This window comes from Pseudomonas sp. NCHU5216, assembly GCF_052156495.1.
Classification (GTDB): domain Bacteria; phylum Pseudomonadota; class Gammaproteobacteria; order Pseudomonadales; family Pseudomonadaceae; genus Aquipseudomonas.
In genome coordinates this window covers 96,184-109,094 of record NZ_JBQLIX010000003.1, presented here as the reverse complement: position 1 = coordinate 109,094, position 12,911 = coordinate 96,184, and the positions used below count along the sequence as shown (strand labels likewise).

At 64.2% G+C, this 12,911-nt stretch carries 12 protein-coding genes; 6 read left to right on the top strand and 6 right to left on the bottom strand.

The window, feature by feature from the left end; genetic code table 11:
• Positions 1-101: 101 nt before the first annotated feature.
• Positions 102-569 carry a DUF3429 domain-containing protein gene (locus tag ACSVIK_RS03600; RefSeq protein WP_442443009.1) on the top strand — a complete coding sequence of 156 codons (468 nt, stop codon included), beginning with the start codon at positions 102-104 and terminating at the stop codon, positions 567-569.
• Here ACSVIK_RS03600 and ACSVIK_RS03595 read toward each other — a convergent pair.
• Together ACSVIK_RS03595 and pnuC are read right to left on the bottom strand one after the other, a co-directional pair.
• On the bottom strand, positions 537-1,088 hold the full coding sequence (locus ACSVIK_RS03595; RefSeq protein ID WP_442443008.1) for an AAA family ATPase: 552 nt from the start codon (positions 1,086-1,088) through the stop codon (positions 537-539). The two genes, ACSVIK_RS03600 and ACSVIK_RS03595, sit on opposite strands and share 33 nt — an antisense overlap.
• Complete coding sequence (pnuC, locus tag ACSVIK_RS03590) at positions 1,085-1,654, bottom strand: nicotinamide riboside transporter PnuC (RefSeq protein WP_442443007.1); 570 nt, start codon at positions 1,652-1,654, stop codon at positions 1,085-1,087. The genes ACSVIK_RS03595 and pnuC overlap by 4 nt, the downstream gene beginning before the upstream one ends.
• 326 nt (positions 1,655-1,980) lie before the next feature.
• Here pnuC and ACSVIK_RS03585 point away from each other — a divergent pair, with 326 nt between their 5' ends.
• From ACSVIK_RS03585 to ACSVIK_RS03575, 3 genes are all read left to right on the top strand, one after another.
• Entirely contained in the window at positions 1,981-2,811 is an 831-nt protein-coding gene (locus ACSVIK_RS03585; protein WP_442443006.1) for an undecaprenyl-diphosphate phosphatase, read from the top strand.
• Positions 2,808-3,530, top strand: a complete 723-nt coding sequence (locus ACSVIK_RS03580; protein ID WP_442443005.1) for a DUF1294 domain-containing protein — start codon at positions 2,808-2,810, stop codon at positions 3,528-3,530. The genes ACSVIK_RS03585 and ACSVIK_RS03580 overlap by 4 nt, the downstream gene beginning before the upstream one ends.
• 100 nt (positions 3,531-3,630) lie before the next feature.
• On the top strand, positions 3,631-4,473 hold the full coding sequence (locus tag ACSVIK_RS03575; protein ID WP_442443004.1) for a hypothetical protein: 843 nt from the start codon (positions 3,631-3,633) through the stop codon (positions 4,471-4,473).
• Here the strand turns inward: ACSVIK_RS03575 and ACSVIK_RS03570 are convergent.
• Together ACSVIK_RS03570 and ACSVIK_RS03565 are read right to left on the bottom strand one after the other, a co-directional pair.
• Positions 4,468-4,815 (bottom strand): MmcQ/YjbR family DNA-binding protein, encoded by a 348-nt coding sequence (locus ACSVIK_RS03570; protein WP_442443003.1) that lies wholly within the window; start codon positions 4,813-4,815, stop codon positions 4,468-4,470. The genes ACSVIK_RS03575 and ACSVIK_RS03570 overlap by 6 nt on opposite strands.
• A 41-nt stretch (positions 4,816-4,856) precedes the next feature.
• A complete protein-coding gene (locus ACSVIK_RS03565; protein ID WP_442443002.1) occupies positions 4,857-5,672 on the bottom strand; it encodes an MmyB family transcriptional regulator in 816 nt (271 codons plus the stop codon).
• 108 nt (positions 5,673-5,780) lie between these two features.
• Here ACSVIK_RS03565 and ACSVIK_RS03560 point away from each other — a divergent pair, with 108 nt between their 5' ends.
• Both ACSVIK_RS03560 and ACSVIK_RS03555 read left to right on the top strand, forming a co-directional pair.
• Entirely contained in the window at positions 5,781-6,107 is a 327-nt protein-coding gene (locus tag ACSVIK_RS03560) for a DUF2834 domain-containing protein (RefSeq protein WP_442443001.1), read from the top strand.
• Positions 6,108-6,229: 122 nt separating this feature from the next.
• The gene (locus tag ACSVIK_RS03555; RefSeq protein WP_442443000.1) at positions 6,230-8,080 is read left to right on the top strand and encodes a sensor domain-containing diguanylate cyclase; all 1,851 of its coding nucleotides are present in this window, start codon (positions 6,230-6,232) and stop codon (positions 8,078-8,080) included.
• Between the two features lie 265 nt (positions 8,081-8,345).
• Here ACSVIK_RS03555 and ACSVIK_RS03550 read toward each other — a convergent pair whose 3' ends face one another.
• Together ACSVIK_RS03550 and ACSVIK_RS03545 are read right to left on the bottom strand one after the other, a co-directional pair.
• Positions 8,346-9,734 carry an efflux transporter outer membrane subunit gene (locus ACSVIK_RS03550; protein WP_277374763.1) on the bottom strand — a complete coding sequence of 463 codons (1,389 nt, stop codon included), beginning with the start codon at positions 9,732-9,734 and terminating at the stop codon, positions 8,346-8,348.
• Positions 9,731-12,910, bottom strand: coding sequence for an efflux RND transporter permease subunit (locus tag ACSVIK_RS03545; RefSeq protein ID WP_442442999.1), 3,180 nt, complete (start codon positions 12,908-12,910; stop codon positions 9,731-9,733). The genes ACSVIK_RS03550 and ACSVIK_RS03545 overlap by 4 nt, the downstream gene beginning before the upstream one ends.
• Position 12,911: the final 1 nt, after the last annotated feature.

Here is a 12,911-nt window from a genome sequence, read left to right as displayed (position 1 = left end):
GTAGACGAGCCATTTCTTGCACTTTTGTCTCTGCTTCTCTGCGGCATGTCGGGCGCGAGGCTGCTAAGGTGCAAGCGAACCCACCATGCAAGGACAGGCTCATGCATCCGTTCGAGGCCGAGAAACCTCCACAGTTGGCCCTTTTGCTGGGCTATGCCGGGCTGCTGCCTTTCGTCTTCGGGGCGCTGGGAATCTGGCTGATCCCACTGGGCTGGCGCGCCTTCGTGCTCGAGGCTGTGCTCGACTACGCGGCGGTGATCCTGGCATTCATGGGGGCGATCCACTGGGGCCTGGCCATGCGTGCCGAGGCGAGCGAGAGCCAGGCGCAACTGCAGCTCGGGCTGTCGGTGATTCCACCGCTGCTGGGTTGGGTGGCGATTGCCAGTGGGCTGACCACCAGCCTGGTGCTGCCGATCTTCCTGTTCGCCTTCAGCGGCCTGTACCTGGCCGATCTGCACGCGGTGCGTGTCGGCCTGGCGCCGAAGTGGTATCCGGCGTTACGCACGCCGCTGACCCTGGTAGTGTGCCTCAGCCTGCTACTGGCCTGGGCCAGTGTGCTCTTCGTCTGAGGCGAGCAGGGCAGCGACTTGACGCTGGGTCGTCTGCCAGCGCTGTTCCCAGTCACCGCCAACCGTATGGAACGTCTGGTTCGTGCTCTGCAGCCAGTGCTGGCAGGCCTGGTGGAAGTCCAGACGATCCTGAAGCTCCGGTTGGCAGCGCTGGCCGTCGTCGCACCAGGGCACGCCACGCGGGTCGAGCAGCAGGTGCAGGTCGTAATGTCGGCGCAGCAGTTCCGTCTCCAGCCAGTCGGGCACGGCGCCGAACAGGCTGCGGCTCCAGAGGATATTGCTGAGCAGGTGGGTGTCGAGAATCAGCAGGTGAGGGCGCTCGGTCCGGGCCTGATCTTCCCAGGCCAGTTGCCCACGGGCAATCACAGGAATGTCGGCGTAGCAGGTGTCGCGCTGCTCGCGCTCGATGAAGTGGCGCACGTATTCGCCGACCACACGCCCGCCGAAGTGCTGGGCGATACGCTGCGACAGCCAGCTCTTGCCAGTGGACTCCGGCCCGGTCAGCACCACGACCTTCATGCGGCCGACCGCAACGCCAGATCCTTGCGCCAGCCGAGCCAGCCGCTGATGGCCAGCAGGGTGAACACGGCGTAGAGCACGGCGGTCAGGTAGAGTTCGGTGGCGATGAAGAACGCCACGTAGCACAGATCCACCACTATCCATAGCACCCAGCATTGCGCGCGTTTCTGCGCCATCCACCACTGCGCCACCAGGCTGAAGGCAGTGAGGGCGGCGTCCAGCCAGGGGGCGCTGGCATCGGTGAAGGTGGCCATCGAATAGCCCAGCAGCAGGGCACCCAGCAGTCCCGCTGCCAGGTCACGAACAACGCCCGGCATGGGCAGCATGCTCACCTGACGCCCTTCATGGCGCTCGCCGCCGCGCGTCCATTGCCACCAGCCATAGAGCTGCAGCGCGGCGAACAGCACCTGCAACAGCAGATTGGAATACAACCGCCAGTCGTAGAACAGCCAGGTATAGAGCAGCACCATGACCAGCCCGATGGGCCAGCACCAGGGGTTCTGCCTGACGGTCAGCCAGACCGAGATGATGCCAAGGCCGGCGGCCAGCAATTCGAGCCAGGACATGGATCACCCCCCAAGTAAAAAGGGCGCGATTGTAGCGCCAAGTCAGTCTGGATCAAACGCGGAACTGCCGATTCAGTTCCTCGGCCAGGTGCTTGATTAGCACGGTGATGCCCCGCACTAGCATGAGCCAGAGGCGGCTCATGGAAACCTTAGGAAGGTACTCTGCACGCTATCGGCATAAGGCTGCCGCCTTCGCGACCTTTGTCTGATAGCATCTCGCCCGGTCGAAAGCAGCCCCTGATACGCAGGAACCTCTCCATAACGCGTCTGTCCCAGGGGCGGGAAAAATTCAAAGCAGCGCATTGCCGTATTTCTTGGGGGAGTCAATGGATATCTGGATGGCCTTTCAGGCCCTGATTCTGGGCGTAGTCGAGGGGCTTACCGAGTTCTTGCCGATTTCCAGCACTGGCCACCTGATCGTGGTAGGCGACCTGCTGGGCTTCAACGGCCAGACGGCCACGGCATTCAAGATCATCATTCAGCTCGGTGCCATTCTGGCCGTGATGTGGGAGTTCCGTGCCCGCGTGCTCGGCGTGGTCGTGGGCCTGCCGCGCGAGCGCAAGGCTCAGCGGTTCACCTTCAACCTGCTGCTGGCGTTCATTCCGGCAGTGATCTTCGGCCTGGCCTTCGCCGATCTGATCGAGCATTGGCTGTTCAACCCGATCACGGTGGCCACGGCGCTGATCGTCGGTGGGTTGATCATGCTCTGGGCGGAGAAGCGCGAGCATGCGACCAAGGCCGAAACGGTGGATGACATGAACTGGAAGCTGGCCCTGAAGGTTGGTTTCGCCCAGTGCCTGGCGCTGATTCCTGGCACCTCGCGCTCCGGCGCGACCATCATCGGCGGCCTGGTGTTCGGCCTGTCGCGCAAGGCGGCCACCGAGTTCTCCTTCTTCCTGGCGATGCCGACCATGGTGGCGGCCACGGTCTACTCGCTGTTCAAGTACCGTGACATCCTGCACCTCGACGACCTGCCGATCTTCGCCATTGGGTTCGTCACCACCTTCATCGTGGCGATGATCACCGTGCGCGTCTTGCTCAGGTTCATCGCCAACCACAGCTACGCCGTGTTCGCCTGGTACCGCATCGCCTTCGGCCTGGTGATCCTGGCCACCTGGCAATTGCACCTGATCGACTGGAGCACCGCGCAACCGTGATCGGCAATGAGCGCAAGGGGCGTCTGCAACGCTGGGACGACGCCAAGGGCTTTGGTTTCATCCAGCCGCAGGGTGGCGGTGCCGAGCTGTTCGCCCATATCTCGGTGATGCGTGGGGAGCGCCGTCCCCAGGCAGGGGATGAGGTGTTCTATATCGAGGGGCGTGACCCGCAGGGCAGGCCGCGCGCCGAGCACATGCGTCTGGCGGGTGAATTGAGTCTGGATCGCCAGGCCATTCGCCGTAAGCCGGCAGCCAGGCAGACGGTTGGCAGTCGCGAGCCAGGCAAGGGCTCTCGGAGTACGCGACGGCAGCAGGGCGAAGGCACGATTCAGCATTTCGGCGCCAAGGCCGTGCTGTTCCTGTCGCTTTGTGCGTTGCCGCTGGTGGGTGCGCTGCTGCAACTGGGCGGTGCCCTGTGGTGGGTATTGCCGCTCTACCTGCTGGCCAGTGCGCTGAGCTTCGTGCAGTACTGGCAGGACAAACGCAGTGCCCAGCAGGGCCGGCGGCGTACACCGGAGCAGACCCTGCATCTGGTCGAACTGGCCGGTGGCTGGCCGGGCGCTCTGCTGGCGCAACAGGTGTTTCGCCACAAGACGCGCAAGCTTTCCTACCAGATACCGTTCTGGCTGATCATCGCCGCACATCAAGTGTTCTGGATCGATCTTCTGTGGCTCGATGGTGCCTACCTCGCTCGCTACATTCCGTTACCCCTCCAGTAACCGCACAGGTTGCAAGGCTCGCTGGCATGAAACCGCGGTAAGCGACTATGTTGACGCCCCGGATCCGCCAGCCTGGCGAGAGCAAGGTGTCATGCGAACAATGAGAAACCTCGGTGCAGCCATTGCCAGACCACGTCTCGCGACCGGTTTACGGGCGCTGGGTCTGTGTCTGCTGGGCTGGCTCGCAGGCTCCGCGCAGGCCGCTGCCGGGGTGCAACTGACCCTGGGCGGTACGCCCGAGTCGCTGGCCTATACTCGGCTCGTGCTCGAGCAGACCTTGGCCTTGGGCGGGCATGCCGTCGAGGTGCGGGAGCTTGTCGACCTACCGATGAAGCGCCTGGAACTCATGCTGCAACGTGGAGACATCAGCGCGCTGATCCTCGGGCCGACGGCCGAACGCAATCGCAGGTTTCTGCCGGTAAGGGTGGATATCACCGACAATCTGGTCAATCAACGCATCCTGTTTATCCCCAAGGGCAGCCAGGCGCTGTACGACCCGGTGCACAGCCTGGAGGATTTCCGCCGCCTGCAGCGGGTGGCGGGCATGGGCACGGCCTGGGCGGACAGAGCCATCTGGGAAAGCAATGGCCTGCCGGTGGTGAGCATCGACGGTGACTGGAAGCGGCTCTACCGCATGGTGGCGTCGCCGACGCGGCGGATCGACTATCTGCCCCGTGGCGCCCACGAGATGGCGCTGGAATGGAAGCAGCATGTCGACCTGGAGGTAGAGCGGAACCTGCTGTTCACCTATGCACAGGATCACATTCTCTATGTCTCGCCGGCACGCCCGGAACTGCATCGCTTGTTGCAGGAACTGTTGCCGCAGGCACAGCGCACGGGGTTGATAAGTCGTCTGGCCAGGCAGTACTACCACCAGGCCTTCGAGTCGCCGGTCAGCCTGCAGCAGCGGCGAGTCATCCGCCTGCAGATGCCACCTCTATAGCAGCAGCCCCGGTTGCAAGCGTTTGGGCAGGCGGCGCACCACCAACTGATGGGAGCGGGTGAGCAATTGGCGCAATTCCGCCTCGCCCAGAGGCAACTGCCGGGCACTCATGCTGATCCAGTGTGCGCGCGCCAGGTAGGGCGCAGGGCGAATGCCGGGGCGATCCACGTAACCCAGGAACAGCTCGCTGTCGACCTTGAAGGCCAGATCCTCGCCGAGAAAATCGAGGATGGCGAACATCTTGTTGCCCGCGATGGAAAACACGCGGTTGCTGCCCCACTTGAAGTCTTCGCGGGCACCGGGCAGGTTCAGGCAGAAGGTGGCGATCTGGTCGGGGGTCATGGCTGATTCCGAAGTCGGCAGGTCTTTGGCTGGGTGTGCATTCAGGCCGGGGCAGCCTGCGAGCGTTCGTACGCCTGGGTCATGACCCGCCAGGTATGTGGGTCAGCCGGGATCAGGTGCTCGATACGTAGCGACGCCACCGTGATATCCAGCGGCATGCCAAAGGTGGTGAAGGTGGAGAGAAAACTCAAAGGCCCCTCGGGTGAGTCGATGCGCGTCATCACCAATGGTGGAAGTTCGTCGTGCACTGCGGCCGGCGCGCAAGGTGCCGGTAAACCTGCCAGCAGTCTGGCCAGCTCGGGATCTTGCAGTGCTTCACGTGAGGCGCGCTGCCAGGCGAGGGCGCGGATCTCATCGGCATTGACCAGGTGATCCCCCAGGCCGCCTGGTTGCAACAGGGTGACCAGCAGGTTGAGTTCATCGGCGCTATCTGCCGACAGTCCCAGCAAGTCGAACAGTGCCGCCGTGCTGGCATTGGCAGCCAATACCTGCCATTGGCTGCCCAGCACTATCGCCGGGGCCGGATTGTTGGCGTGCAGGATATGGCCGATGGCGTCTCGAATGGCGGCGAGCGACTGCGCCTCGAGCGGTGACGTGCCATAGCGCGGCGCGTAACCGGCAGCCAGAAACAGGCTGTTGCATTGCTCCAGCGGAGCTTCCAGGGCCATCAGCAAGGCGTGCAGAGTCGCGGGGCTGGGCCTGGCGCGGCCGGTTTCGATGCAGCTCAGGTGGCGCTGGGAAATGCCGCAGATCAGCCCCAGATTGAGTTGGCTGAGGCCGGCCTGGCGACGCAACTGGCGCAGTTGCAAGCCAGCAGGGGCAAGGGCAGGCGTTCGTGGCGGAAGGTGGGCGTTCATGCACGGACTCTGGCAGTTCGGGCGAGGCGTCGTCCATGACCTCAGAGGTCATTGAACGAGAGGCGAGCCTATCACTAATTTGCTGGCACCATCGCTCAGGAGCCGCTCATGAACCGACCTTACCTTGCGCTCGTCACCCTGCTGACCTTTGCGCTCTATACCGCCTGGAGCATGGCGGTTACCGAACAGTCGCTGCTGGCTTTCGGTCTGCAACTGCTGTCGCGCCCGGATACCGCGCAAGTCGTCATCGATCTCTACCTGATGGCAGCGCTGGCCATATGCTGGATGTATCGCGATGCACGCGCCAAGGGGCGTTCGTGGCTTTCCGTCCTGCCTTACCTGGCCCTGACTGTCATCTTCGTTTCCATCGGCCCGCTGACCTACCTCGTGGTCGAAGGCTTCTGCCGCCAGCGCTTACCGGCGGCACGCGCATGAGCACCGGTTGGCGTCGCCTTGACCCGCGTGTTTTGGCAGCTTCTGAGCTTGTCTTGTAGACTCCGCTCTTCCTTGCTTCTCTACGAGCAGTGCCTGCTGCGCGCGCCCATCGTTGGCCACCCATGAAGATCGATCGCCGTTTTCGCTTCGCCTGGCTGTTGCTGTGGCTGCTGCTGTCATGGCCAGCGCTGGGCGATGTGCTGCCTGTGGATGGGGGGCAACTTGGCGATGCGCCAGTGTCGCTGACTCGCCATGTCGGCATGCTGGAGGATCCCTCTCAGGCCTTGACCCTGAAGGAAGTGCGCGCCGCTGCGCAGGAGGGCCGCTTCCGTTACCAGCAAGGCAGCGGCGCATCCTTTGCTCTGGGCTTCACCCGTTCGGCCTACTGGTTTCGCCTGGTACTCGGCAATTCCAGCGATGTGCCGTTCACGCGCCTGTTGGTGGTGGACAACCCGCGTATCTCCCAGGTCGATGCCTACATTCCGGACGGGCAGGGTGGTTATCGCGGCTGGTTGACCGGTGCCGACCGGCCATTCACCACCAAGGCCTACGACAATCGCAATTTCGTCTTCCCGGTCGCACTGCCGGCGCGCTCGCAGCAGGTGATCTACCTGCGCGTGCAGTCGAGCATCGGACTGCTGGTGCCGTTGCAACTCTGGTCGCCGCAAGCCTTTCAAGCCTACGAGCGTGATGACTACATGGCACGCAGTGGTTACATGGGCATCGCGGTGGCGATGATCCTGTTCAACCTGATGTTGTTCATCGCCCTGCGCGAGCGCATCTACCTGCTGTACGTGACTTTCGTGCTCAGCGCCGTGGGCCTTTTGACCATCAAGAACGGCATGGCGCCGGACTGGAGCCTGTTCGGCTTCACGCTCAACTCCAATGTCGCCTACTACAGCAGCGCGTCGCTGGCCTTGTGCGCGCTGATGCTGTTCATGCGGCAGATGCTGCAGACCCCGCGTTTGCTGCCCTGGGGCGACCGTCTGCTGCTGGCGATGATCGCCCTGTATCTGGTCTCGCCACTGATCTACGCCCTGGCCTTGCCTCAGGTGTCCCGGGTGGCCATCGTGCTCAACCTGCTGACAGCGCTGATGATGATCGCCATTGCCGTCGCCTGTGCCCTGAAACGGCAGCGCAGCGCCTATTTCTTTCTCGCCGCCTTTGGCCTGCTGATACTCGGCGGGGCCAGCACCACGTTGCGCGCCATGGGCATCCTGCCGACCAACGTGTTTACGGTCGACGGCCTGCAACTGGGCTCATCGCTGGAAATGCTCCTGCTGGCCTTCGCCCTGGCCGACCGTATCAACGTCATGCGCCAGGAAAAGATGCGGGCCCAGGCGCAACTGCTGCAGGCTCAGGAGCAACTGGTGGACAGCCTGCAGCGCTCCGAACGTGAGCTGGAGCAGCGTGTGCAAGAACGCACACAAGAGCTGCAGGTGCTCAATCAACGCCTGGAAAACCTGAGCATGACCGATGCGCTGACGGGCATCGGCAACCGTCGGCAGTTCGATGCCATGCTCGCTCAGCAATGGCATCAGGCCCAACGCAATGCCACGCCGTTGGCTCTGGCCGTTCTGGACGTGGACTGGTTCAAGCCCTACAACGACCTCTACGGCCACCCGCTGGGGGATGCCTGCCTGCGCCAGATTGCCCAGGCGCTGGAAGCGACACTTGGCCGCTCGACGGATTTCGTCGCCCGTTATGGTGGTGAGGAGTTCGTCTTTCTCGCGCCCATGACCGATCTGGCCGGTGCGCTGCAGCGGGCCGAGCAGCTGATCGCGGCGGTGCGCGCCCTGAATCTGCCGCACAGCGGCTCGCCCTATGGTCAGGTCACCCTGAGCATCGGCGTGGCGGTCATGCAGGCCACGCCGCAGCATGATCGGCAGCAGCTTCTGGAGCGGGCCGATGCCGCCTTGTACCGGGCCAAGCAACGGGGGCGCAACCGCGTCGAGTGCGACCAGACGGAGTGAACGCTGCCCCTGTGTAGGAGCGAGCTCATTCGCGATAGGCCATGGCCCGATGCCCCGCGACTCTGTGTGCTTGATGGGGGGGCAGCCGTAGGGCGGACTCAGGAGCCTAAGCGAACAGTCCGCCGGGCCATGCCGAGTTCGGCACCACGGCTCACACCCAATACAAGCATTCCAACTGCGAAGCGCCATAAAAAAGCCCCGAGCACGCAATGCGCGCCCGGGGCTAAAGGAGCGGCGGAGCTGAGCCGCTCCCAGGAGAGAGACTTCAGGCCTGTGGCTGCCAGCCGCCACCCAGCGCCTTGTAGATGGCGACGATGCCGCTGTATAGCTCCACCTCGGCCGCCGCCTGGGCGTCTTCGGCGGCCAGGCGCTCGCGCTCGGCATCGAGCAGCACGAGGAAGTCCACGGTGCCTTCGCGGTAACGAATCGCCGCCTGCTGCGCCGCCGCACGGCTGGCTTCGACCTGTCGTACCAGAGCGATCAGGCGTTGCTGGCGCTTGCCGTAATCGCTGAAGGCGTTCTCCGACTCTTCCAGCGCCAGCAGCACCTGTTGCTCGTACTGCGCCAGGGCACCGTCGGCCTCGGCTTCGGCACCGCGCAGACGTGCGCGCACGCTGCCCAGGTCGAATGCGGCCCAGCTTATGCTCGGTGCCACGGCCCAGGCCCGTGCGGCCGAGGCGCCCAGTTGCGAGCCGCGCCCGGCGGTAAAGCCGAGAAAGCCCGACAAACTCACCCGTGGGAACAGGTCGGCCGTGGCCACGCCGACTTCGGCGGTGGCTGCCGCCAGTTGCCGCTCAGCGGCCTGCACGTCCGGGCGTCGGCGCAGCAGCTCGGCCGGGTTGCCAATCGGCAGAGCCTTGGCGATGGCTGGCAGCGGCTTGGGCGACAGATCCACCTCCAGTTGCTCCGGGCGCTGGCCGAGCAGGGTGGCGATGCGGTTGCGCGCCCGTACCTGCTGTGCCTGCAACTGCGGCACGCTGGCTTCCACCGCCGCCAGGCGGGCATCGGCGCGCAGCACGTCCAGCTCGCTGCCGATACCGGCATCGCGCAACTGTTCGGTGATGGCACGCGATTCCTGCTGGTTCTTCAGGTTTTCCAGGGCGATGTGTTCACGTAGCTGCGCGCCGCGCAAGGTGCCGTAGGCATCCACCAGCTCGGCGATCAGGCTGACCTGAATCTGGTAGTAGTCGGCCTCGGCCACCTCGATGCGCGCTTCGCTAGCCTCCAGTTGGCGCTGGATGCGGCCGAACAGGTCGAGCTCCCAGGCCGTGTCCAGGCCCAGGTCGTAGCGCTCCTGACGCACGCGCTGCTCGGTGGTCGGTGGCTGCTGGGCCTTGCCGAATTCGCCACTGGCACGGCTGGTGACGGTGGGGAAACGATCGTTGGCCACGTCATCGCGAATGGCCCGCGCCGCGCGCAGGCGGCTGAAGGCCACGCGCAGTTCACGGTTGTCGGCCAGCGAGCGCTGCACCAACTGGTTCAGCGTCGGGTCGTCGAACTGCTGCCACCAGGCCGCCTCGAAGCGGGTGCGGTCGTAGTCGCCGGCCTCCAGCGCGGCAATGCGCGCCGGGTCGGTTTCGGGTGCGCGATAGTCAGGGCCTACAGCGCAGGCCGACAGGGCCAGGGCGAGCAGGGCGGGAGTAAAGGCCTTCATGCGTGCACCTCCTGCAGGCGGGCGACTTTGCGCGCTTGGCGTTTCTCCACGAAGGCGCGGATCAGCACGTAGAACACCGGCGTCAGCAGCAGGCCGAAGAAGGTCACGCCAATCATCCCGCTGAACACCGCCACGCCCATGGCATGGCGCATCTCGGCACCGGCGCCGGAGGAGAGCACCAGCGGCACCACGCCCATGATGAAGGCGATGGAGGTCATCAGGATCGGACGCAGACGCAGGCGGCAGGCTTCCAGCACTGCAGCGACGCGATCGAGGCCTTCTTCCTGTTTCTCCTTGGCGAACTCGACGATGAGGATGGCGTTCTTGCACGCCAGGCCCACCAGTACGATCAGGCCGATCTGGGTAAAGATGTTGTTGTCGCTACCGGCCAGGATCACCCCGGTGATGGCCGACAGCAGCACGGTCGGCACGATCAGGATCACCGCCAGCGGCAGACTCCAGCTTTCGTACTGGGCAGCCAGCACGAGGAAAGCCAGCAGCACGCAAAGCGGGAAGATGAACACGGCGGTGTTGCCGGCGAGAATCTGTTGGTAGGTCAGATCCGTCCACTCGTAGGTCATGCCGTTGGGCAATTCCTGATCCAGCAGGCGGGCGATGGCGGCCTCGGCCTGGCCGGAGCTGTAGCCCGGCGCGGCGGCACCGTTGATCTCGGCGGTGAGGAAGCCGTTGTAGTGCATCACCCGATCCGGGCCCGAACTGTCATCCACCTTGACGAAGGTGGACAGCGGCACCATCTCGCCACGGTTGTTGCGCACCTTGAGCTGGCCGATCTGCTCCGGCTCCAGACGGAACTGCTGGTCGGCCTGGACGTTGACCTGGTAGGTGCGGCCAAAGCGGTTGAAGTCGTTGGCATACAGCGAACCCAGGTACACCTGCAGGGTGTCGAAGATGTCATCGATGGCCACGCCATGGGTCTTGGCCTTCTCGCGGTCGATGACGGCATCGACCTGTGGCACGTTGACCTGATAGCTGGTGAACACCGACATGGGGTTCAGCTCCGGCAACTGGCGAGCCTTGTTGAGGATGTTCTGGGTTTGCGTGTACAGCTCCTCATAGCCCAGGTTGCCGCGATCCTGGATCTGCAGGCGGAAGCCGCCGATAGTGCCCAGGCCTTGTACCGGGGGTGGCGGGAAGATGGCGATATAGGCGTCCTGGATCTCGCTGAACTGGCCGTTGAGCGCGCCTGCGATGGCGGAGGCCGACATGGACGGATCCTTGCGCTGGTCGAAGTCCTTCAGCGTGACGAAAACAATGCCGCTGTTCGGGCTGTTGGTGAAGCCGTTGATCGACAGCCCGGGGAAGGACACGGTGTTCTCCACGCCTGGGTACTTGGCAGCGATATCGCTCATGCGCTTGATCACCGCTTCGGTACGGTCGAGGGTGGCGGCATCGGGCAACTGGGCGAAGGCCACCAGGTACTGCTTGTCCTGTTGTGGCACGAAGCCGGTGGGGGTACTGGAGAAACCCAGGTAACCGAGCACCAGCAGGCCGCCGTAGACCAGCATGGCGATGCTGCTACCGCGCAGCACACGGCGCACGGTGCCGACGTAGCCATGGCTGGCGCGGTCGAACACGCGGTTGAACGGGCCGAACAACCAGCCACCGAACAGCTTGTCGAGCAGGCGCGAGAAGCCATCCTTGGGAGCATGGTGATCTTTCAGCAGCACGGCAGCCAATGCCGGCGACAGGGTCAGCGAGTTGATCGCCGAGATCACCGTGGAGATGGCGATGGTCAGCGCGAACTGCTGATAGAACTGCCCGGTGAGGCCGGAAATGAACGCAGTCGGCACGAACACCGCGCACAGCACCAGGGCGGTGGCGATGATGGGGCCGGTGACTTCCTTCATGGCTTGGCGCGTGGCTTCGACCGGCGACTTGCCCAGAGCGATATTACGCTCGACGTTCTCCACCACTACGATGGCGTCGTCCACCACGATGCCGATGGCCAGCACCAGGCCGAACAGCGACAGGGCATTGAGGGAGAAGCCGAACAGGTGCATCACGGCGAAGGTGCCGATCAACGACACCGGCACGGCGGCCAGCGGGATGATCGAGGCGCGCCAGGTCTGCAGGAACAGGATCACCACCAGCACCACCAGCACGATGGCTTCGAGCAGGGTGTGCACCACTGCCTCGATGGAGCCGCGAACGAAGATGGTCGGGTCGTAGACGATCTCGTAGTCCATGCCCTGCGGGAAGCTCTGCTTCAGCTCGGCCATGCGTGCCCGCACCTCGTTGGAGATGGCGATGGCATTGGAGCCGGGGCGCTGGAACACCGGGATGGCCACGGCTGGCTTGTTGTTCAGCAACGAGCGCAGGGCGTACTGGTTGGAGCCCAACTCTACCCGGGCGATATCGCGCAGACGGGTGATCTCGCCGTCTTCGCCGGCGCGGATGATGATGTTCTCGAACTCTTCCTCGGTGACCAGGCGGCCCTGGGTGTTGATCGACAACTGGAAGCTGTTGCCAGCATCCGACGGCGGCGCGCCGAGGGCACCGGCGGCAACCTGGCGATTCTGTTCGCGGATGGCGTTGACCACATCGCTGGCGGTCAGCCCACGCGAGGCCACCTTGTTCGGATCCAGCCAGACGCGCAGCGAGTAGTTGCCCATGCCGAACAGTTGCACGTCGCCCACGCCGTCCAGGCGCGCCAGCTCGTCCTTGACGTTGAGCGCGGCGTAGTTGGACAGGTAGAGCATGTCGTAGCGGTTATCCGGCGAGGTCAGGTGCACCACCATGGTCAGGTCGGGGGAGGCCTTGTCCACGGTCACGCCGAGGCGCTGCACTTCGGTGGGCAACGTCGGCATGGTGCGGGTGACGCGGTTCTGCACCTGCACCTGGGCGTTGTCCAGATCGGTGCCCAGAGCGAAGGTCACGGTCAGGGTCAGCTTGCCGTCGTTGGTCGACTGCGACGACATGTAGAGCATGCCTTCGACGCCAACGATGGCCTGCTCCAGCGGCGAGGCCACGGTCTCACCGATCACCTTGGGGTTGGCGCCAGGGAAGTTGGCACGTACCACCACGGTGGGCGGCACCACTTCCGGGTATTCGCTGATCGGCAACTGGAACAGCGAGATGGCGCCGCTGATCAGGATCAGCAGCGACAGCACGGCGGCGAAGATCGGCCGCTGGATGAAGAATTGCGAGAAATTCATG